This is a genomic window from Pseudomonas sp. CVAP#3 (genome assembly GCF_018986375.1).
In the GTDB taxonomy this organism is placed as follows: Bacteria; Pseudomonadota; Gammaproteobacteria; order Pseudomonadales; family Pseudomonadaceae; genus Aquipseudomonas; species Aquipseudomonas helvetica.
Map to the genome: position 1 here is coordinate 235,970 of NZ_JAHMSC010000006.1, position 21,350 is coordinate 257,319.

Genomic DNA, 21,350 nt, shown 5'->3' on the forward strand with positions numbered 1-21,350 from the left:
ACCCCCCTCAAAAAAGCGGGAAGCGACGGACAACGGAATCATCCGGAGCGACTGGTTAGTTAACGCTCTTAATATAAAGAGCATAAAAACTCTCAAAAGGAGACTGATTATGACTGCCCTGAACCTTATCCCTGGCCAACTGAGCCTTGCCCAACTGCGTGCTGTTTATCAGCAACCGGTCAACGTCCGTCTCGACGACAGCGCGTCGGCACAGATCGAAGCCAGTGTTGCCTGCGTGGAACAGATCCTCGTGGAAAACCGTACCGCGTACGGCATCAACACCGGTTTCGGCCTGCTGGCTTCGACCCGCATTGCCAGCGAAGACCTGGAAAACCTCCAGCGCTCGCTGGTGTTGTCCCACGCTGCCGGTGTTGGCGAGCCAATCAGCGACGCTTTGGTGCGTCTGATCATGGTGCTCAAGGTCAACAGCCTGAGCCGTGGTTTCTCCGGCATTCGCCGGGTGGTGATCGACGCGCTGATCGCCCTGATCAACGCTGAGGTTTACCCACACATTCCATTGAAAGGTTCGGTCGGTGCTTCCGGTGACCTGGCGCCTCTGGCCCACATGTCGCTGGTGCTGCTGGGCGAAGGCAAGGCCCGCTACAAAGGTGAATGGCTGCCAGCAACTGAAGCGCTGAAAGTCGCAGGCCTGCAACCGCTGACCCTGGCGGCCAAAGAAGGTCTGGCGCTGCTTAACGGCACTCAGGTGTCCACCGCTTACGCACTGCGTGGCCTGTTCGAAGGCGAAGACCTGTTCGCGGGTGCCCTGGCCCTTGGCGGCCTGACCGTTGAAGCCGTGCTGGGCTCGCGCTCGCCGTTCGATGCGCGTATTCACGCTGCTCGTGGTCAAAAAGGCCAGATCGACGCCGCCGCCGCTTACCGCGACCTGCTGGGCGAGCGTAGTGAAGTCTCCGATTCGCACCAGAACTGCGAAAAGGTTCAGGACCCGTACTCGCTGCGCTGCCAGCCACAAGTCATGGGCGCCTGCCTGACTCAGTTCCGTCAGGCCGCTGAAGTGTTGGCGATCGAAGCCAACGCCGTGTCGGATAACCCGTTGGTCTTCGCAGCTGAAGGTGACGTGATCTCCGGCGGTAACTTCCACGCCGAACCGGTTGCCATGGCTGCCGACAACATGGCCCTGGCCATCGCTGAAATCGGTTCCCTGAGCGAGCGTCGCATCTCGCTGATGATGGACAAGCACATGTCGCAACTGCCGCCGTTCCTGGTGGCCAATGGTGGCGTGAACTCCGGCTTCATGATCGCCCAGGTGACTGCGGCTGCTCTGGCCAGCGAAAACAAGGCACTGTCGCACCCGCATTCGGTGGACAGCCTGCCGACTTCCGCCAACCAGGAAGACCACGTTTCCATGGCTCCGGCCGCTGGTAAGCGTCTGTGGGAAATGGCCGAAAACACTCGCGGCGTTCTGGCTGTCGAGTGGCTGGCTGCCTGCCAGGGTCTGGACCTGCGTGACGGTCTGAAGACTTCGTCGAAACTGGAAAAAGCTCGCAGCACCCTGCGCGCCAAAGTACCGTTCTACGAGAAGGACCGTTTCTTTGCACCGGACATCAACGCCGCGAGCGAGCTGCTGGCTTCGCGCTGCCTGAATGAGCTGGTGATGGCGAAGTTGCTGCCTAGCCTGTAATGGCTTGAGGGGGGGGCAGGGCTGAGATTTCTTCGCCCTCCAAAACCACCCCTCACCCCAGCCCTCCCGAAACGTCGGACCGCCCCAAAGGGGAGAGGGGGAAGGGAGCCGATCTTCGTGGTGTTCGGAGCCTGAGTTCGACTCATAATCTCAGGTCGCAGTACCTCGAAAGCAACCCGCAGTCAGTCCCCTCGCCCCTTTGGGGAGAGGGTTAGGGTGAGGGGGGATCTTGAGGCAAGTACAAATGCCGAATCTGTTCAAGGCCCTTCGTCCCTCATCAATCTTCTCCGACAAGAACAACTAAGGACGAGAAATGCAAAAGCCAGCAAACGGCTTGAAACGCGGGCTATCGGCCCGACATATTCGCTTCATGGCACTGGGGTCGGCGATCGGCACCGGGCTGTTTTACGGTTCTGCCTCGGCCATCCAGATGGCCGGTCCTGCGGTGCTGCTTGCCTACCTGATTGGTGGCGCAGCGGTGTTCATGGTCATGCGCGCCCTCGGCGAGATGGCTGTGCACAACCCGGTCGCAGGTTCTTTCGGTCAATACGCCAGCACTTACCTGGGACCGATGGCAGGCTTCATCCTCGGTTGGACGTACGCATTCGAAATGGTCATCGTCGGCATGGCCGACGTCACTGCGTTCGGTATTTACATGGGCTTCTGGTTCCCGGAGGTCTCTCGCTGGATTTGGGTGTTGGGCGTCGTTTCCATCGTCGGCGGCTTGAACCTGTGCAACGTCAAAGTCTTCGGTGAAATGGAGTTCTGGCTGTCGCTGCTCAAGGTCGCCGCCATCGTTGCGATGATCCTCGGGGGCTTCGGCATCATGCTGTTCGGTATCAGCACGGCCCCTGACCAGGTGACCGACATCAGCAACCTCTGGACCCAAGGCGGCTTCATGCCCAATGGCATAGGCGGTCTGATCGCTTCGTTCGCGGTGGTGATGTTTGCGTTTGGCGGTATTGAAATCATTGGCGTCACCGCCGGTGAGGCCAAAGACCCGCAGCACGTGCTGCCTCGTGCAATCAACGCCGTACCGTTGCGGATTCTGCTGTTCTACGTGCTGACGATGCTGGTGCTGATGTCGATCTTTCCTTGGCAGCAGATCGGTAGCCAGGGCAGCCCGTTCGTGCAGATTTTCGATAAGCTGGGGATCAGCTCGGCGGCCACCATCCTTAATATTGTGGTGATTACGGCGGCGATTTCGGCGATCAACAGTGACATCTTCGGCGCTGGCCGCATGATGTTCGGTCTGGCCCAGCAAGGGCACGCACCGAAGGGCTTCGCCCACCTGTCGCGAAATGGCGTGCCATGGATGACCGTGGTGGTGATGAGTGTCGCGCTGCTGCTGGGCGTGTTGCTGAACTACCTGATCCCGGAAAACGTGTTTCTGCTGATCGCGTCCATTGCGACCTTTGCTACCGTCTGGGTCTGGCTGATGATTCTGTTCACTCAGGTGGCGATGCGTCGCTCCATGACTGCCGAACAAGTGGCGCAGCTGAAATTCCCGGTACCGTTCTGGCCGTATGCGCCGATGGCGGCGATTGCCTTCATGCTGTTTGTCTTCGGCGTGCTGGGCTATTTCCCGGATACCCAGGCGGCGCTGATCGTCGGCGTGGTCTGGATCGTGTTGCTGGTGCTGGCCTACCTGACATGGGTCAAACCGGCGGCAGGGCGGGCCGCCCTGGTCGCGCGTGATCCTTCTTTTTCTAATCGATAACTAACGGAGGCCTCGGATGAAAACTCTCTGGCAACACTGCCACGTTGCAAGCATGGCGCAGGGCACTTACTCGATCATCGAGGATGCCGCCATCGTGACGTCAGGAGCGCACATTGAGTGGATCGGCCCACGTAGCGAGCTGCCGTCCGGCGAGTACCCCGAGGTCCATGACCTCGCGGGGGCCTGGGTCACCCCGGGCCTGATCGACTGCCACACCCACACGGTGTTCGGCGGCAATCGCAGCGGCGAGTTCGAGCAACGCCTGCAAGGCGTGAGCTACGCAGAAATCGCCGCGGCCGGTGGCGGCATCGCCAGCACCGTGCGCGCCACGCGTGCGGCGACCGAGGACGAGCTGTTCGCCAGTGCGAAGAAACGCCTGAAAAGCCTGCTGCGTGACGGTGTGACCAGCATCGAGATGAAATCCGGTTATGGCCTCGACCTGGTCAGCGAACGGAAAATCCTGCGGGTGATCCGTCGCCTCGGCGCCGAACTGCCGGTCAGTGTGCGCAGCACCTGCCTGGCTGCTCACGCCTTGCCGCCAGAGTACGCCGACCGCGCCGATGACTACATCGACCATATCTGCAGCGAAATGCTGCCGGCGCTGGCCGCCGAAGGCCTGGTGGATGCGGTGGATGCGTTCTGCGAATACCTGGCGTTTTCGCCAGCGCAGGTCGAACGGGTGTTCGTCGCGGCGCAGAAGCTCGGTTTGCCGGTGAAGCTGCATGCCGAGCAACTGTCGTCCTTGCACGGCTCCAGCCTGGCGGCGCGTTATCACGCGCTGTCGGCCGACCATCTGGAGTTCATGACTGAAGACGACGCCATTGCCATGGCCGCCTCCGGCACTGTTGCCGTGTTGCTGCCGGGAGCGTTCTACTTCCTGCGTGAAACCCAATTGCCGCCGATGGATGCCTTGCGCAAGCACGGGGTGAAAATCGCCATCGCCAGTGACCTCAACCCCGGCACCTCGCCGGCGCTGTCGGTGCGGTTGATGTTGAACATGGCCTGCACCTGTTTCCGCATGACGCCGGAAGAGGCCCTGGCCGGCGCGACCATTCACGCCGCCAAGGCATTGGGCATGGAGCGTACCCACGGTTCGCTTGAAGTCGGCAAAGTCGCCGACTTCGTGGCCTGGCAAATCGATCGTCCAGCCGACCTGTCGTACTGGTTGGGCGGTGACCTGGAAAAACGCGTCGTGCGTCACGGCGTTGAAGTCGAGTTATAGGAGAACGGTTGTGGATAAGGTTCTGAACTTCAAACAAGGCCGGGTGCCGCTGCTGATCAGCATGCCTCACGCTGGCGTGCGTCTGACGCCTGCGGTTGAAGCCGGTTTGATTCCCGAGGCACAAAGCCTGCCGGACACCGACTGGCATATTCCCACGCTCTACGAGTTCGCCACCGAGCTGGGTGCCAGCACCCTGGCCGCCGAGTATTCGCGGTTCGTCATCGACCTCAACCGGCCGTCCGACGACAAGCCGATGTATGTCGGTGCGACGACGGGCCTGTACCCGGCGACATTGTTCGACGGCGTGCCGTTGTTCTGCGAAGGGCTGGAGCCGTCGGCTGAGGAACGTGCGAGCTACCTGGAAAAGGTCTGGACGCCGTACCACAGCACCCTGCAGCAAGAACTGGCGCGGCTGAAAGCCGAGTTCGGTTATGCGTTGTTGTTCGATGCGCATTCGATCCGTTCGGTGATCCCGCACCTGTTCGACGGCAAGCTGCCGGACTTCAACCTCGGCACGTTCAACGGTGCCAGTTGCGATCCACAGCTGGCCAGCCAGCTCGAAGCCATCTGCGCCCGGCACACGGATTACAGCCATGTGCTTAACGGGCGCTTCAAGGGCGGCCACATCACCCGTCATTACGGCAACCCGGCCGAAAACATCCACGCGGTGCAGCTGGAGCTGGGGCAGTGCACTTACATGGAAGAGGTCGAACCGTTCCGCTATCGGCCTGACCTGGCGGCACCGACGCAAGTGGTGCTCAAGGAACTACTGCAAGGGTTGTTGGCCTGGGGGCAGAAACACTACGCCTGACACTATCTTGTGGCGAGGGAGCTTGCTCCCGCTCAACTGCGCAGCAGTTGCAAAGCCTGCCAGTCGGATCTTGCAGATACTGAGAGGTGGCTGTTTTCAGGGCCGCTTCGCGGCCCAGCGGGAGCAAGCTCCCTCGCCACAACGATCGGTTGCTGTCGCCACCGTGCAAGACTCGGTCGCCTCAGGGCGTTTTTGTCGCTCAGACGCTGGGTAACGTTGTGGGCACGGTGCACGAAGACACCGGGCCCACAATAACCAGCTGCCGAGCGAGCCTTCCCGATGAAACGACTGTTCAACCGCTGTCTGTTAATCCTTACCGGCACCGCACTTCTGAGCGCCAACACCTTTGCCAGCGAACCGGCGTCCTGCCAGTCCGTGCGCATGGGCGTGGTCAACTGGACCGATGTGATCGCCACCAGTGGCATGGCCGATGTCTTGCTCAATGGGCTTGGCTACGAAAGCAAGCAAACCAGCGCCGTGCAGCAAATCATCTTTGCCGGCATCCGCGACAAACGCCTGGATATCTTCCTCGGCTACTGGAAGCCGGCGATGGACAAGAACATCGCGCCGTTCATCGCCGCCAATCAACTCAAAGTCATGGACAAACCCAGCCTGTCTGACGCCCAGGCTACCCTCGCAGTGCCTGACTATGTCGCGGCAGCGGGCCTGAAAACCTTCGGCGATATCGCCAGATTCAAAGACCAGTTGGGTGCCAAGATCTACGGCATCGAGCCGGGCAGCGGCGCCAATACCACCATCAAAACCATGATCGAGACCAATCACTTTGGCCTCAAGGACTTCAAGCTGATCGAATCCGGCGAGGCCGGCATGCTTGCCGCCGTGCAGCGGGCGGTCAATCGCAAGGAGTTCGTGGTGTTCGTCGGCTGGACCCCGCATCCAATGAACATCAACATGAAGATCAACTACCTGACCGGCAGCGACGATGTCTACGGCCCTAACGAAGGTGCGGCGACGGTCTCGACCGTGACCGCGCCGGATTATGCCCAGCGATGCCCGAATGTGAACCGTCTGTTGGAAAACCTGACGTTCACCGCCGCTCAGGAAAGCCAGTTAATGGTGCCGATCATGGAGCGCAAGACCGCGCAGGAAGTTGCCCGGCAATGGCTGCGTGACCATCCCGAGGATCTTCAGCGTTGGTTGGCGGGTGTCAACAGTTTCGATGGCAAGGACGGTGTGAAGGCGGTACAGGCCAGCCTGAAATAGGCCTGAAGGCCAACACAAGAACCTGTGGCGAGGGAGCTTGCTCCCGCTCGGCCGCGAAGCGGTCGTAATCCGGCAATCGCGTGCTCTCTGGATGCTCGCGGTGGTTGATTTAGGGTCGCTTCGCAACCCAGCGGGAGCAAGCTCCCTCGCCACAGGGTTTGTCCAGACCCTGAGTGGTCTGACTCCGTTGCTACCCAGGTCTTTCCTGCATGTCCGATTACCCGCTTTCACCGCAGCTCTCGGCATTTGTCGAGAGAACCCTCAGCTTCAACAGCCCCGACAGCAGCCTGGACGGGCTGCGTCAGGCTTACAGTCAAATGTGCCGGGCATTTACCCCGGCTCGCCCGGACGGGCTGGAGGTCACCGACTTTACGCTGGAAGGCGTTCGTGTCCGGTCTTACCAGCCAGCGGTGGCACCGCCTGATTCGGGTTGGCCGTGCATTCTTTATCTGCACGGCGGTGGCTGGGTGGTGGGGGATCTGGACTCGCACGACTTCATCTGCACCGAGTTGTCGGCGGTTTTGGGCGTGCTGGTGATTGCCGTCGATTACCGACTGGCACCGGAGCATCCCTTTCCGGCGGCGTTCGATGACTGCCTGAGCGTCTGGCAAGCGTTGTGCGCGGGAGCGAGCCCGTTTGCATTGAACGCTGAGCGGATGCTGGTGGCGGGTGACAGCGCTGGCGGCAATCTTGCCGCCGCGTTGTGCCTGGCATTGCGCGACCGGGGCGAGCGCTTGCCCTGCGCACAAGTCTTGATTTACCCAGGACTGGGCGGTGACGCCAGGCTTCCATCGCGCAGCGAATGTGCCGACGCGCCGCTACTCAGCAGCAGCGACCTGGACTGCTATCACGCGTTGTACTTGCGCGGTACGCGGCACCCGTCGGCCTACGCCATGCCATTGCTCGCCGATAATCTCAGCGGTTTGCCAGCGACGATGATCGCCGTCGCGCAGTTCGACCCGCTACGCGATGACGGTGTCAGTTATGCCCAGCGACTTGAAGCCGCCGGGGGCGAGGTCAGTCTGTATTCGGGCAAAGGGCTGATTCACGGGTGTTTGCGGGGCAGGGGCGAGGTTGCGGAAGTGGATCTGCTCTATGAAAACCTGTTGGCGTATTTGCATCGGTTTCTTGTAAGCGAAGTCTGATTTTTTGCGGGCATGCTCATTCAGGTAATTCGGGTTTATGATGCCGGACGGCAGAATAATTGAAGTCCCCCCAGGGATGACCTCGACCCCTTACGGAGCGCGCAATGCAGACTTTGTACCCGCAGATCAAACCCCACGCCCGGCACGATCTGGCCGTCGATGCAATACACACGCTGTACGTCGACGAAAGCGGTTCACCGGAAGGTTTGCCGGTGGTGTTTATTCACGGCGGTCCGGGGGCCGGTTGTGATGCGCAGAGTCGGCGTTACTTCGATCCGAACCTGTATCGCATCGTTACGTTCGATCAGCGCGGCTGCGGTCGTTCCACCCCCCACGCCAACCTCGAAAACAACACCACCTGGGATCTGGTCGCCGACCTTGAGCGGATTCGCCAGCACTTGGGAATAGAGAAATGGGTGTTGTTCGGCGGCTCCTGGGGTTCGACCCTGGCCCTGGCCTACGCACAAACCCACCCGGAGCGTGTGCACGGTCTGATCCTGCGCGGGATCTTTCTCTGCCGCCCGCAGGAAATCGAATGGTTCTACCAGGCTGGCGCCAGCCGTCTGTTCCCGGATTACTGGCAGGACTACATTGCGCCGATCCCGCTGGATGAGCGCGACGACCTGCTCAGCGCATTCCACAAACGCCTGATCGGCAACGATCAGATTGCCCAGATGCACGCGGCCAAGGCCTGGTCGACCTGGGAAGGCCGCACGGCTACCTTGCGGCCGAACCCGATGGTGGTCGACCGCTTCTCCGAGCCGCAGCGCGCGCTGTCGATTGCCCGGATCGAATGCCACTACTTCACCAACAACGCGTTCCTCGAGCCGAACCAGCTGATTCGCGACATGGGCAAGATCGCCCATTTGCCAGGCGTCATCGTCCACGGCCGTTACGATGTGATCTGCCCGTTGGATAATGCCTGGGAACTGCATCAGGCCTGGCCGAACAGCGAACTGCAGGTGATCCGCGATGCTGGACACGCAGCGTCCGAGCCGGGTATCACTGATGCATTGGTGCGTGCGGCCAGCCAGATGGCCCGGCGTTTGCTTGATCTACCGCCTGAAGAAGCATGAAGGGCCTGTTGCAACGCGTGCGAAATGCACGCGTCGAAGTGGCGGGGGAGGTTGTTGGCGCTGTAGACCAGGGTTTGCTGGTGCTGGTGGCGGTTGAGCCGGAAGACACACGGGCCAGCGCCGACAAACTACTGCATAAGCTGCTTAACTATCGGGTATTCAGTGACGCCGAGGGCAAGATGAATCTGTCCCTGGCCGATGTCGGCGGTGGTTTGCTGTTGGTCTCGCAGTTCACCCTGGCCGCCGATACCAAAAATGGTTTGCGTCCGAGCTTTTCTACCGCGGCCCCACCGGCACTCGGAGAAGAGCTTTTTGGCTATATATTGACCAAAGCGCAGCAGTTACATGGCAAAGTGGCATCAGGTAGATTTGGCGCAGACATGCAGGTGCATCTGGTCAATGATGGCCCGGTAACCTTCCTGTTACAGACCTGAAGACGCTTGAAACATCTTTTCAGGCGTGTTTTGGTCGAAAACAGGGGTTTTTCGCGATAAATACTTTGTTACCCCTGATGCGTTGTAACGCGGCCTACTAGATAATCCCGCGCTACGGGGATCAGCGTTCGTTGGCCCATTTTTGACTTAGGTAGAGACTTGTCCGCAACCGTTTGGGGAATCATTTAGCCCCATCGGAGTCGGAACAATGCTCGCCAACCTGGCATATAGATAGCTGGCCGTTGGTTTTTTGATCTGTTTTCGGCGAGGGTTGCTCGTGATTGTTAGTCCCTGTAATGCACCAAAATTGTCTGCCAAACGGTTACGAAACGCACTGGTGACGGGCTCTGCTTTGCTTTGCCTGCTCAGCGCTGGCCAGCTTTGGGCATTCAATCTGGATGATGTGTCGGCCAAGGCAAAAGAGCTGGCCGGGCAGAAATACGAAGCTCCGCGCAGCAATCTGCCGAACGAATTCCGTGAAATGAAATTCGCGGATTATCAGAAAATTCGTTTCCTGACCGAAAAAGCCGAATGGGCCGACCAGAAAACCCCGTTCAAGCTGTCGTTCTATCACCAGGGCATGCACTTCGACACGCCGGTGAAGATCAACGAAATCACCGCCAACAACGTTGACGAGATCAAGTACGACCCAAGTCGTTTCGATTTCGGCGATGTGAAGTTCGATCCTAAATCCACCGAAAAGCTGGGTTATGCCGGCTTCCGTGTGCTGTACCCGATCAACAAGGCCGACAAGCAAGACGAAATCATGACCATGCTCGGCGCGAGTTACTTCCGCGTCGTCGGCAAAGGCCACACCTATGGCCTGTCTGCCCGTGGCCTGGCGATCGACACTGCGTTGCCGTCCGGTGAAGAGTTCCCGCGCTTTACCGAGTTCTGGATCGAGCAACCCAAGCCGACCGACAAGCACCTGGTGATCTACGCCCTGCTGGACTCGCCGCGTGCCACCGGCGCCTACCGCCTGACCCTGCGTCCGGGCAGCGACACGATTGTCGACGTCAAGGCGCAGATGTTCCTGCGTGACAAGGTCAGCAAATTGGGCATCGCGCCACTGACCAGCATGTTCCTGTTCGGCGCCAACCAGCCGTCGAAAGTGCTCAACTACCGTCGCGAACTGCACGACTCCAGCGGTCTGTCGATTCATGCCGGCAATGGTGAGTGGATCTGGCGCCCGTTGAACAACCCGAAACACCTGGCTGTCAGCAACTTTTCGGTCGAGAACCCGCGTGGTTTCGGCCTGCTGCAACGTGGTCGTGACTTCAGCCACTACGAAGACCTCGATGACCGCTACGACAAGCGTCCAAGCGCCTGGATCGAGCCACAGGGCGACTGGGGTAAAGGTACTGTCGACCTCGTAGAGATTCCGACTGCCGACGAAACCAACGACAACATCGTTGCTTTCTGGAGCCCGGAAAAACTGCCTGAGCCTGGTCAGCCGCTGGACTTCGCCTACCGTCTGCACTGGACCATCGACGAAGCAGCCCTGCATTCGGCAGACAGCGCCTGGGTTCAACAGACCCTGCGTTCCACCGGTGATGTGAAACAGTCCAACCTGATCCGTCAGCCAGATGGCAGTGTTGCCTACCTGGTGGACTTCACTGGCCCGTCCCTCAAGGCTCTGCCGGAAGATGCACCGGTTCGCAGCCAGGTCAGCGTTGGCGACAACGCCGAAGTGGTCGAGAACAGCGTGCGCTACAACCCTGAGACCCAGGGCTGGCGTTTGACCCTGCGCATGAAGATCAAGGACCCGGGCAAATCCACCGAAATGCGTGCTGCACTGGTCAAGGAAATCGCAGCCCCTGAACCGGCCAAGGTCTCACTGCCGAACGCCAATTCTTCCATTGCCAAGGCCGACAAGATCGCCGCCAAGCAACTCGAGAAGAAAGAAAAGGAATCCAAGGAAGCGAAAGACAAAGACGCCAAGCAGCCTGCCGCTGCCGAAGCAGCCCCTGCCACACCTCCTGCCCCGGATGCAGCCAAGACTGAACAAGTGCTGACCGAGACCTGGAGCTACCAGTTGCCAGCCGATGAGTAATTCCCAAGTACAGCCAGAAACGCTCAACGAGTATCTGGCGCACCTGCCAATGACCGATGAGCAGCGCGCGGAACTTGCGGGCTGCACATCTTTCAGCGAACTGCATGAGCGCCTGTCGTCGCCGACCTTCGACGCACCGGGCGAAGCGAACCAGGCTTCGGTCGGTCGCCGGCTGACCCTCAACTCCGCCGAGGAGCTGGAAGAAGCCGAGATGTTGGCGCTCGACGCCGCCGGTCGGGTGTGCCTGAAGGCAACCCCGCCGATTCGTCGGACCAAGGTCGTGCCCGAGCCATGGCGTACCAATATCCTGGTACGTGGCTGGCGTCGCTTGACTGGTCGCACCAATCCTCCGGCACCGCCGAAGGATGAGCGCGTGCTGCCGGCGGCTCGCTGGCGCACCGTCGGTTCGATCCGCCGCTACATTCTGCTGGTGTTGATGCTGGGCCAGACCATCGTCGCGGGCTGGTACATGAAAGGCATCATGCCGTACCAGGGCTGGTCGTTCGTCGACCTCAACGAAGTCCTGCACCAACCGCTGCTCCAGACGGCTACGCAAGTGCTGCCCTATGCCTTGCAAACCAGCATCCTGATTCTGTTCGGGATTCTGTTCTGCTGGGTGTCGGCCGGTTTCTGGACCGCACTGATGGGCTTCCTCGAGTTGCTCACCGGGCACGACAAGTACCGCATTTCCGGCGCCAGCGCCGGCAACGAGCCGATTCCCAAGGACGCTCGCACCGCATTGGTGATGCCGATTTGCAACGAAGACGTACCGCGGGTATTCGCCGGTTTGCGCGCGACCTTCGAGTCGGTCGCCGCCACCGGTGACCTGGACCGCTTCGACTTCTTTGTCCTCAGTGACAGTAACGACACCGATATCTGCGTTGCCGAGCAGCAAGCCTGGCTGGACGTCTGCCGCGAAGCCAAGGGCTTTGGCAGGATCTTCTATCGCCGCCGTCGCCGTCGCGTGAAACGCAAGAGCGGCAACCTCGACGACTTCTGTCGTCGTTGGGGCGGTGATTACAAATACATGGTCGTACTCGACGCCGACAGCGTGATGAGCGGCGAATGCCTGACCAGTCTGGTGCGCTTGATGGAAGCCACGCCGGATGCCGGGATCATTCAGACCGCGCCACGTGCCTCGGGCATGGACACGCTGTATGCACGCATGCAGCAGTTCGCCACGCGCGTCTACGGTCCGCTGTTCACCGCCGGCCTGCACTTCTGGCAGTTGGGAGAATCCCACTACTGGGGCCACAACGCGATCATCCGCATGAAGCCGTTCATCGAGCACTGCGCCCTGGCGCCGTTGCCTGGTAAAGGCGCGTTTGCGGGGGCGATCCTGTCCCACGACTTCGTTGAAGCGGCGCTGATGCGCCGTGCCGGCTGGGGCGTGTGGATTGCTTACGACCTGCCGGGCAGCTACGAAGAGTTGCCGCCGAACCTGCTCGACGAACTCAAGCGTGACCGTCGCTGGTGCCACGGCAACCTGATGAACTTCCGGCTGTTCCTGGTCAAGGGCATGCACCCGGTGCACCGCGCGGTGTTCCTGACCGGCGTGATGTCTTACCTGTCGGCACCGCTGTGGTTCTTCTTCCTGGTGTTGTCGACGGCGCTGTTGGCGGTCAACACGCTGATGGAACCGCAGTACTTCATGGAGCCGCGACAGTTGTATCCGCTGTGGCCACAATGGCACCCGGACAAGGCCGTTGCGTTGTTCTCGACGACCATCGTGCTGTTGTTCCTGCCGAAGTTGCTGAGCATCATCCTGATCTGGGCCAAGGGCGCGAAAGAGTTCGGCGGCAAGTTCAAGGTGACCCTGTCGATGCTGCTGGAGATGCTGTTCTCCATGCTGCTGGCGCCGGTGCGGATGATCTTCCACACCCGTTTCGTACTCGCCGCGTTCCTTGGCTGGGCGGCGACCTGGAACTCGCCTCAACGTGACGACGACTCGACACCGTGGAGCGAAGCGGTACGCCGCCATGGTCCGCAAACCTTGCTGGGCTTTTTCTGGGCCTTGCTGGTGGTCTGGCTGAACCCGAGTTTCCTCTGGTGGCTGGTACCGATCGTCGGTTCGTTGATGCTGTCGATCCCGGTGTCGGTGATCTCCAGTCGCGTGAAGCTAGGCCTCAAGTCCCGCGACGAGAGCCTGTTCCTGATCCCTGAGGAATACGCACCGCCGCAGGCCTTGCTGGCAACCGATCAGTACACCCACGAAAACCGTTGGCACGCACTGAACGACGGCTTCATCCGCGCCGTGGTCGATCCGCAGCAGAATGCCCTGGCGTGCGCGCTGGCGACGTCGCGTCACGGTCAGGCCGAGCCAATCGAATGGCTGCGTATCGAACGGGTTCGCCATGCACTGAAAGCCGGCCCTGCCGGGTTGAACAACCATGAGCGTCTGCAACTGCTGAGCGACCCGGTGGCACTGGGTCGCCTGCATGAGCAGGTCTGGAGCGAAAGTCACGCGCAGTGGCTGGATGCCTGGCGAGCGTCGGTGAAAGCCGATCCTCACGCACCGCTGTTGCCGCTCAAACCACTGAGCACACAGGCACAACCGGCCTGATGAAAAAGCCCCGCTTCTGAAAAGATGCGGGGCTTTTTCTTGGCCCATTGATCGTTCCAACGCTCTGCGTGGGAACGATCATCGGTAAAACAACAAATCCCCTTCTGCCCCCTTGTGCAAACGGACGAGTGCGTTAGCATCGCTCCCCTCTTTGGTGCGCCTGGACAACTTTCTGTCCGTAACTGTCGGTTTTAAAAAGAAAATCGGCTTTTTGCGCGCCTGACAACACAAAGGGTTAGGGGAGTTGATGATGAAGAAGTATCTCTCGAGGCTGCTGCTCGGTGTCACGGCACTGGTTGCCGTCAACGCGGCGCACGCCGGCGCCATCGACGACGCAGTCAAGCGTGGCACGCTGAAAGTCGGCATGGACCCGACCTACATGCCGTTTGAAATGACCAACAAGCGCGGCGAGATTATCGGCTTCGAAGTCGACATCCTCAAAGCCATGGCCAAGGCTATGGGCGTCAAGCTGGAGATGGTCTCCACCGGCTACGACGGGATCATCCCGGCCCTGATGACCGACAAGTTCGACATGATCGGCAGTGGCATGACCCTGACCCAGGAACGCAACCTGCGCCTGAACTTCAGTGAACCGTTCATCGTGGTCGGCCAGACATTGCTGATCCGCAAGGAGCTGGAAGGCACCATCACTTCCTATAAAGACCTGAACACCGCGGACTACCGCATCACCTCCAAGCTCGGCACCACCGGCGAAATGGTCGCGAAGAAGCTGATCTCCAAAGCCAAGTACCACGGCTACGACAACGAGCAGGAAGCCGTGCTCGATGTAGTCAACGGCAAGGCTGACGCCTTCATCTACGACGCGCCTTACAACGTCGTGGCGGTGAACAAGGTCGGCAACGGCAAACTGGTGTTCCTCGACAAGCCGTTCACCTACGAACCGCTGGCCTTCGGTCTGAAGAAGGGTGACTACGACAGCATCAACTTCATCAACAACTTCCTGCACCAGATCCACGAAGACGGCACCTACGATCGCATCCATGACAAGTGGTTCAAAGACTCCGCCTGGCTCAAGGACATGGAATAACGCCTGACCTTTGTGGCGAGGGAGCTTGCTCCCGCCGGCCGGTCCGCGCTCGGGCGCAGCAGCCGTAAACCGGTTTACACGTTTTACCCGAAGATGCGCGGTGGCTGATTTCAGGGCTGCTTCGCACCCCAACGGGAGCAAGCTCCCTCGCCACAGGGGGAGCGCGCGCCCTGATCGTTATGGATTTGCTGACAAATGAAACAGAAAAAAGCCCAATGGCCCTGGCACGTGTTGACCGTGCTGGTGCTGATCGGCATGGCTGGCGCGTTGTATTACGCTACCTCGCTGATGTCTTACGAATGGCGCTGGAACCGCGTGCCGCAGTATTTCGCCTATCAGGCCGAAGAAACCCAGCGTGCTGCCGACATTTCCACCGTCAGCGAGCTGGTGCGTACTGGCGGCAAGGCCGAAGTGACCCTGCGCAATGACGCCGGGGTCGAACAGCTGCTGAGCGTTGATGACAACAGCCTGCAAGTGGCCCGTGGCGACGACGTTGCGGAAGGCGATGTGGTTGGCGTGACCCGGCATTGGTCGGCAGGACCGCTGTTGTGGGGCCTGTGGACAACGTTGTGGCTGTCGCTGGTGTCGGGCGTGCTCGGGCTGTTGATCGGCCTGGCGACCGGCCTCTGCCGGCTGTCGAACAACCCGACCCTGCGCGACCTGTCGACCGTCTACATCGAGCTGGTGCGCGGTACGCCGCTGCTGGTGCAGATATTTATCTTCTACTTCTTCATTGGTACGGTGCTGAACCTGTCCCGCGAATTTGCCGGGATTGCCGCACTGTCGCTGTTCACCGGTGCCTATGTGGCCGAGATCATTCGTTCTGGCGTGCAATCGATTGCCCGTGGGCAGAACGAAGCCGCCCGTTCGCTGGGTTTGAGCGCTGGCCAGTCGATGCGCCACGTGGTGTTGCCGCAAGCGTTCAAGCGCGTGCTGCCACCGTTGGCCGGGCAATTCATCAGTCTGGTCAAGGACACGTCGCTGGTGTCGGTGATCGCCATCACCGAGCTGCTCAAAAGCGGCCGCGAAGTCATCACCACCTCGTTCTCGCCGTTCGAAATCCTGTTCTGCGTGGCGGGCCTGTACCTGTTGATCAACCTGCCGCTGTCGAAAATCGCCAGCCGGCTTGAGCGGAGGCTCGCGCAAAGTGATTGAAGTCCGCGATCTGGTAAAAGTCTTCGACACGCGCGGCCAGGTGGTCCGTGCGGTGGATAACGTCACTACCCAAGTGGCCAAGGGCGAAGTGCTGGTGGTGATTGGCCCGTCGGGTTCCGGCAAGTCGACCTTTCTGCGCTGCTTGAATGGCCTGGAAGCATTCGACTCGGGCTCGGTGAGCATCGACGGTCTGCAACTGGCGGACCCGAAAACCGACGTCAACGCTTACCGCCGTGAAGTCGGCATGGTGTTCCAGCACTTCAACCTGTTCCCGCACATGACCGTGCTGGAGAATCTCTGCCTGGCGCAGAAAGTCGTGCGCAAGCGCGGCAAGCAGGAGCGTGAGGCCAAGGCCCTGGCATTGCTGGAAAAAGTTGGCATCGCGCAGAAGGCCAACGAGTTTCCGTCACGGCTCTCTGGCGGTCAGCAACAGCGCGTAGCGATTGCCCGGGCGCTGGCCATGGAGCCTAAGGTGATGTTGTTCGATGAGCCGACGTCGGCGCTGGACCCGGAAATGGTCGGCGAAGTGCTGGATGTGATGAAGACCCTGGCCGTGGAAGGCATGACCATGGTCTGCGTGACCCACGAAATGGGCTTTGCGCGGGAAGTTGCGGATCGGGTGCTGTTCTTCGATCACGGCAAATTGCTCGAAGACGCCTCGCCGGCCGAATTCTTCGATGCCCCGAAAGACCCGCGAGCACAGGCGTTTTTGCGGCAGGTTCTGTAACCTCGTAACTGATCGTTCCCACGCTCTGCGTGGGAATGCCGCCCGGGACGCTCCGCGTCCCTTCGCAGGCGTGACGCAGAGCGTCACAGGATGCATTCCCACGCGGGAGCGTGGGAACGATCCTCAATCTGCATCACCTCAAACCTTGAACTTACCCACCAGCATCTGCAAATGCGTCCCCAACCGCGCCAGTTCGACGCTGGAGGCCGCGGTCTCTTCGCTGGCGGCCGAGGTCTGGTCGGAAACGTCACGCACGTTCAGCACGCTGCGGTTGATTTCCTCGGCCACGGCGCTCTGTTGTTCGGCGGCTGCGGCGATCTGCTGGTTCATCGCCTGAATTGCCGAGACAGTGCGAGTGATATTGGACAGCGAACCGCCAGCGCGGCGAGTCAGTTCAACACTGCTGTCGGTCAGGCTGCGGCTGTTGTCCATGATGCTGGCGACCTGCTGTGTACCGCTTTGCAGGCCGACAATCAGCTCTTCGATCTCTTCGGTGGACTTCTGGGTGCGTTGCGCCAGGCTGCGCACTTCGTCGGCAACCACGGCAAAACCGCGTCCGGCCTCACCAGCCCGTGCCGCCTCGATGGCCGCGTTGAGGGCCAGCAGGTTGGTTTGTTGGGCCACGGACTTGATCACATCCAGCACGCTGCCGATCTTGTCGCTCTCACGCTTGAGATGCCCCATGGCTTCAGTGGAATTGCCGACTTCGGTGGCCAGGCGTTCGATCTGGGCGATGGCTTCGCCGACCACCTTGTCGCCTTCACGGGCCTGCTGGTCAGCGGCGACGGCGGCTTCCGATGCTTCCTCGGCGTTGCGTGCGACTTCCTGCACGGTGGCGGCCATTTCGTTCATGGCGGTGGCCACCTGGTCGGTTTCAATTTTCTGGTTGTTGACCCCGGCGCTGGTCTGCTCGGTCACGGCTGAAAGTTCTTCAGCGGCGCTGGCGATCTGTGTCACACCTTCACTGATGCCGCCGATCAGTTCGCGCAGGCCGACGGTCATGCTCTGCATCGCGCGTTGCAACTGGCCGAGTTCATCGCGACGCTGGGAAACGAGGTTGTGAGTCAAGTCACCGGCAGCCACCCGTTCAGCAACTTTAAGAGTCTGGTTCAGCGGGATGATGATCTGCCGGGTGATGGCCCAGGCAGCGAGCAGACCGAATGCCAGCGCCAGCGCGGTCACCAGCAGCAGGGTGTTTTTGGCTGCGGTGGCATCGCTATCACGCACGACGGTTTGGGCGGTGGTGAGTTTCTTGCTCAGCTCGAACAGCAGGTCGCCTTGCTGGGCCATGTCCTTGAGGGCGGTGGCGCTGGCCACCTGGGAATCGCGGTATTGGCTGACGGCCGCGCGGTAGGCGATCAGCGAGTCGGTGGCTGTTTGCAGGTTGGCGGTGTGCTGTTCCGGGAGTTTTTCCGGCAGGGCCTTGAGGTACTTCAAGGCGTTGTCGATGGCATCCAGCGCCGGTTGTTCAGCCTCGACCTTGCCGCTGTAGGTGTAGCCGCGCACCTGGAAGCGTGCTTGCTGGATCAACTTGCTCAGCTCGATGACGCTGTTGAACTGGGCGACGCTGTCACCTTGCAGCAGGGCTTTTTCGACTTCCGCAACGCGGGCTACGGCGTTGTCGGCGGTGGCACCGAGTTTGGCACGGGCGGCCTCGCGGTTGGCGGTAGCCTGGGTCATGTCGGTAAAGGCGTGCTTGTACTTGCTGACGGCTTCAATCTGCTGATTGAGCATCGCCACATCGGCTGGCTGCTCGATCATCTTGAGGGCGCCTTGCAGGCCTGAATCGAGCTTGTCCAGCAACTCGCTGACAGCGGCGGGGCCTTGTTCGCCGCGACGCATTTCATAGTCCAGGCGAGCAATGCGCAGGTCTTTGGTCAGCTCATTGAGGCTGGAAATGTACCCGAGCTTGTCACCGCGACTGATGATGCCGCTCATGCCCGTCCAGCCATCCACAGTGATCAGCAGGGTCAGGAGCAACACCAGGCCAAAGCCGATGCCAAGCTTGCGATTGACGCTCACATTCCCAAGGTGTTCGGCTAACCATCGGTACATGCTGCGGACTCCCTACGACCACGTTAATTGGATTTATAGAGAGACTATCGGCCGACAGATGGAGATCTGAAGGCCGCCGCAATGTCTGGACCGGTAGTCACTTGTGGCGAGGGAGCTTGCTCCCGTTCGGCTGCAAAGCAGTCGTAAAGTCGGTGGATGCGTTCTTGCTCGAAAAAAGCGATGGCCGCTTCGCGCCCAAGCGGGAGCAAGCTCCCTCGCCACAGGGCTGTGTTAGAACAGGCGCGAAAGCAGGGCCGTGACAGCGGTTTCGACCCGCAGGATGCGCTCGCCGAGCTGTACCGGTTGCAGGCCGGCCTTGGTCAGCAGGTCGACTTCGTAGGGGATCCAGCCGCCTTCCGGGCCGATGGCCAGGGTTACCGGTTCATCCAGCCCGCGGGGGCAGGGCGGGTACTGGCCGGGGTGGCCGATCAGCCCAAGGGTGCCGTCGGCGATGGCCGGCAGGCGGTCTTCGACGAAGGGCTTGAAGCGTTTCTCGATAACGATCTCGGGCAGCACGCTGTCGCGAGCCTGTTCGAGACCGAGGATCAGTTGCTCACGGATGGCCTCGGGTTCGAGGAACGGCGTCTGCCAGAAGCTCTTCTCGACCCGATAGCTGTTCACCAGCACGATTCGCGGCACACCCATGGCGGCCACCGTCTGGAACACTCGACGCAGCATCTTCGGTCGTGGCAGGGCCAGCAGCAGGGTCAGCGGCAGCTTGGCCGGTGGCGGTTGGTCGAGGGTGACGCGCAGTTCGGCTTCGGTGGCTTCCAGGCGCAGCACTTCGGCTGAGCCCATCAAGCCGCCAATCCGCCCGACCCGCATGCTGTCGCCGACTTCACAGCGGTGGACTTCCTGCATGTGAGTGAGTCGACGATCGCGCAGGATCACTCGGTCGGCCGCAATGAAATCGGCATCGATGAGGAGCAGCAGGTTCACGGTTGAGTCGCTGGCGGCTGGTCGTTGTGATCGTCAGCCGGCTGGTCATCCGCCGGCTTTTCGCGTTTGCTGACCAGGCTGCCAAACACTATGCCGATCTCGAACAACAGCCACATCGGCACGGCCAGCAGGGTCTGCGAGAAAATGTCCGGCGGGGTCAGGATCATGCCGACCACGAAGCAGCCGATGACCACGTACGGGCGGATCTTCTTCAGGTATTTGACGTCGACCACGCCGATCCACACCAGCAACACCACGGCCACCGGGATCTCGAACGCCACGCCGAAGGCGAAGAACAGCGTCATGACGAAATCCAGGTAACTGGTGATGTCGGTCATCATTTCCACGCCCGCCGGAGTGGCCGAGGCGAAGAACTTGAAGATCAGCGGGAACACCAGGAAGTAGGCGAACGCCATGCCGGTGTAGAACAACAGGATGCTGGAGACCAGCAGCGGCACCGCGATGCGCTTTTCATGCTTGTACAGGCCCGGCGCGATGAAGCCCCAGATCTGATGCAGGATCACCGGGATCGCCAGGAACAGCGAGACCATCATGGTCAGCTTCAACGGCGTCAGGAACGGCGAGGACACGTCGGTGGCAATCATCGTCGCGCCTGCCGGCAAGTACTGGCGTAGCGGTATCGAGACGAAGGTGTAGATCTGCTGGGTGAAGGCGAACAACCCGGCGAAGATCAGGAAAATCGCCGCGACGCAGCGCAGCAGGCGAGTGCGCAACTCGGTGAGGTGCGAAACCAGCGGCATGTGCTGGTCGGATTCCGGAATATCGCTCATGGGGCTCGCGGCGGCAGTGTTGGGTCGTGGGGAGCCGGCGCAGTGGTTGCCGCCGCAGGAGTAACAGGTGCTGTCGGTGGTGCGGCAACGACTGCTGGAGGCGGCTCGACCGGTGTTGCGACAGCAGCAGTTTCGGCAGCAGGCGCAGGCGCCTGAACCGTCTGCTCGGCTACCGTCTCGACTGGCGTCGGCTGCTGGGCTGGATTGAGGATTTTGCGCGCCTCTTGTTCCAGCGACAGAATGTGCTCGTTGTGCAGTTGCCGGCGAATCTCGTCGGCACCGATTTCACGTTCAACTTCCTGTTTGATCGCGTTAAAGCTGCGCTTCAGGCGTCCGATCCACAGGCCGGCGGTGCGCGCAGCGCCCGGCAGACGCTCGGGGCCCAGCACCAGCAGGGCAACGAGGCCGACAAGCAGCAGTTCAGAGAAGCTGATACCGAACATTAGTCTGCGCTCACGAGTCTTTGCGGGTCGGCTCTTCGACTTTATGGGCCTGCACGTCGATGGTGTGCGGCTCGTTCAGTGTCGTGGCCTGTGGCTGCACCGGCGACGCTGGCTGCGCGGCGGTCGGCGGAACTGTCGGCTCGGCAGGCTTTTCTTCGTCGTTCATGGCTTTGCGAAAGCCCTTGATCGTCTCGCCGACGTCAGTGCCGAGGTTTTTCAGTTTCTTGGTGCCGAATACCAGTACCACAACCACCAGGATGACGATCCAGTGTTTCCAGTCAAAAATGCCCATGTTGCTGCTC

At 60.6% G+C, this 21,350-nt stretch carries 18 protein-coding genes; 13 read left to right on the plus strand and 5 right to left on the minus strand.

All coding sequences use genetic code 11. From position 1 onward, the window contains the following. Positions 1-109: 109 nt before the first annotated feature. The 13 genes from hutH to KRR23_RS13415 all read left to right on the plus strand — a co-directional run bounded on the left by hutH (position 110) and on the right by KRR23_RS13415 (position 16,820). The gene (gene hutH, locus KRR23_RS13355; protein WP_216742868.1) at positions 110-1,642 is read left to right on the plus strand and encodes a histidine ammonia-lyase; all 1,533 of its coding nucleotides are present in this window, start codon (positions 110-112) and stop codon (positions 1,640-1,642) included. 313 nt (positions 1,643-1,955) lie between these two features. Continuing rightward, the gene (locus KRR23_RS13360; protein WP_216742869.1) at positions 1,956-3,362 is read left to right on the plus strand and encodes an amino acid permease; all 1,407 of its coding nucleotides are present in this window, start codon (positions 1,956-1,958) and stop codon (positions 3,360-3,362) included. 16 nt (positions 3,363-3,378) lie between these two features. Continuing rightward, positions 3,379-4,584: an imidazolonepropionase gene (gene hutI / locus KRR23_RS13365; RefSeq protein ID WP_216742870.1), complete on the plus strand. Its 1,206-nt coding sequence runs from the start codon at positions 3,379-3,381 to the stop codon at positions 4,582-4,584. 10 nt (positions 4,585-4,594) lie between these two features. Continuing rightward, entirely contained in the window at positions 4,595-5,395 is an 801-nt protein-coding gene (gene hutG, locus KRR23_RS13370; protein ID WP_216742871.1) for an N-formylglutamate deformylase, read from the plus strand. Between the two features lie 279 nt (positions 5,396-5,674). Continuing rightward, entirely contained in the window at positions 5,675-6,619 is a 945-nt protein-coding gene (locus KRR23_RS13375) for a choline ABC transporter substrate-binding protein (protein WP_216742872.1), read from the plus strand. Positions 6,620-6,828: 209 nt separating this feature from the next. After that, the gene (locus KRR23_RS13380; protein ID WP_216742873.1) at positions 6,829-7,764 is read left to right on the plus strand and encodes an alpha/beta hydrolase; all 936 of its coding nucleotides are present in this window, start codon (positions 6,829-6,831) and stop codon (positions 7,762-7,764) included. Between the two features lie 104 nt (positions 7,765-7,868). Then, entirely contained in the window at positions 7,869-8,840 is a 972-nt protein-coding gene (gene pip, locus KRR23_RS13385) for a prolyl aminopeptidase (RefSeq protein ID WP_216742874.1), read from the plus strand. After that, on the plus strand, positions 8,837-9,274 hold the full coding sequence (gene dtd, locus KRR23_RS13390) for a D-aminoacyl-tRNA deacylase (RefSeq protein ID WP_216742875.1): 438 nt from the start codon (positions 8,837-8,839) through the stop codon (positions 9,272-9,274). The genes pip and dtd overlap by 4 nt, the downstream gene beginning before the upstream one ends. A 277-nt stretch (positions 9,275-9,551) precedes the next feature. After that, entirely contained in the window at positions 9,552-11,327 is a 1,776-nt protein-coding gene (locus tag KRR23_RS13395; RefSeq protein ID WP_216742876.1) for a glucan biosynthesis protein G, read from the plus strand. Then, a complete protein-coding gene (mdoH, locus tag KRR23_RS13400) occupies positions 11,320-13,890 on the plus strand; it encodes a glucans biosynthesis glucosyltransferase MdoH (protein WP_216742877.1) in 2,571 nt (856 codons plus the stop codon). The genes KRR23_RS13395 and mdoH overlap by 8 nt, the downstream gene beginning before the upstream one ends. Positions 13,891-14,140: 250 nt before the next feature. Further along, positions 14,141-14,938 carry a transporter substrate-binding domain-containing protein gene (locus KRR23_RS13405; RefSeq protein WP_054595199.1) on the plus strand — a complete coding sequence of 266 codons (798 nt, stop codon included), beginning with the start codon at positions 14,141-14,143 and terminating at the stop codon, positions 14,936-14,938. Between the two features lie 195 nt (positions 14,939-15,133). Beyond that, on the plus strand, positions 15,134-16,093 hold the full coding sequence (locus KRR23_RS13410) for an amino acid ABC transporter permease (RefSeq protein WP_216742878.1): 960 nt from the start codon (positions 15,134-15,136) through the stop codon (positions 16,091-16,093). After that, positions 16,086-16,820 carry an amino acid ABC transporter ATP-binding protein gene (locus KRR23_RS13415; RefSeq protein ID WP_123423966.1) on the plus strand — a complete coding sequence of 245 codons (735 nt, stop codon included), beginning with the start codon at positions 16,086-16,088 and terminating at the stop codon, positions 16,818-16,820. The genes KRR23_RS13410 and KRR23_RS13415 overlap by 8 nt, the downstream gene beginning before the upstream one ends. A 138-nt stretch (positions 16,821-16,958) precedes the next feature. On the opposite strand, the gene KRR23_RS13420 is transcribed toward KRR23_RS13415, so the two are convergent. From KRR23_RS13420 to KRR23_RS13440, 5 genes are all read right to left on the minus strand, one after another. After that, positions 16,959-18,875 carry a methyl-accepting chemotaxis protein gene (locus KRR23_RS13420; RefSeq protein ID WP_216742879.1) on the minus strand — a complete coding sequence of 639 codons (1,917 nt, stop codon included), beginning with the start codon at positions 18,873-18,875 and terminating at the stop codon, positions 16,959-16,961. Positions 18,876-19,106: 231 nt separating this feature from the next. Next, complete coding sequence (locus KRR23_RS13425; RefSeq protein WP_216742880.1) at positions 19,107-19,814, minus strand: 16S rRNA (uracil(1498)-N(3))-methyltransferase; 708 nt, start codon at positions 19,812-19,814, stop codon at positions 19,107-19,109. After that, positions 19,811-20,605 (minus strand): twin-arginine translocase subunit TatC, encoded by a 795-nt coding sequence (gene tatC, locus KRR23_RS13430; protein ID WP_103317084.1) that lies wholly within the window; start codon positions 20,603-20,605, stop codon positions 19,811-19,813. The genes KRR23_RS13425 and tatC overlap by 4 nt, the downstream gene beginning before the upstream one ends. Continuing rightward, the gene (gene tatB, locus KRR23_RS13435) at positions 20,602-21,048 is read right to left on the minus strand and encodes a Sec-independent protein translocase protein TatB (protein ID WP_103317086.1); all 447 of its coding nucleotides are present in this window, start codon (positions 21,046-21,048) and stop codon (positions 20,602-20,604) included. The genes tatC and tatB overlap by 4 nt, the downstream gene beginning before the upstream one ends. A 10-nt stretch (positions 21,049-21,058) precedes the next feature. Further along, positions 21,059-21,340 (minus strand): twin-arginine translocase TatA/TatE family subunit, encoded by a 282-nt coding sequence (locus KRR23_RS13440; protein ID WP_216742881.1) that lies wholly within the window; start codon positions 21,338-21,340, stop codon positions 21,059-21,061. Between the last annotated feature and the right edge of the window lie 10 nt (positions 21,341-21,350).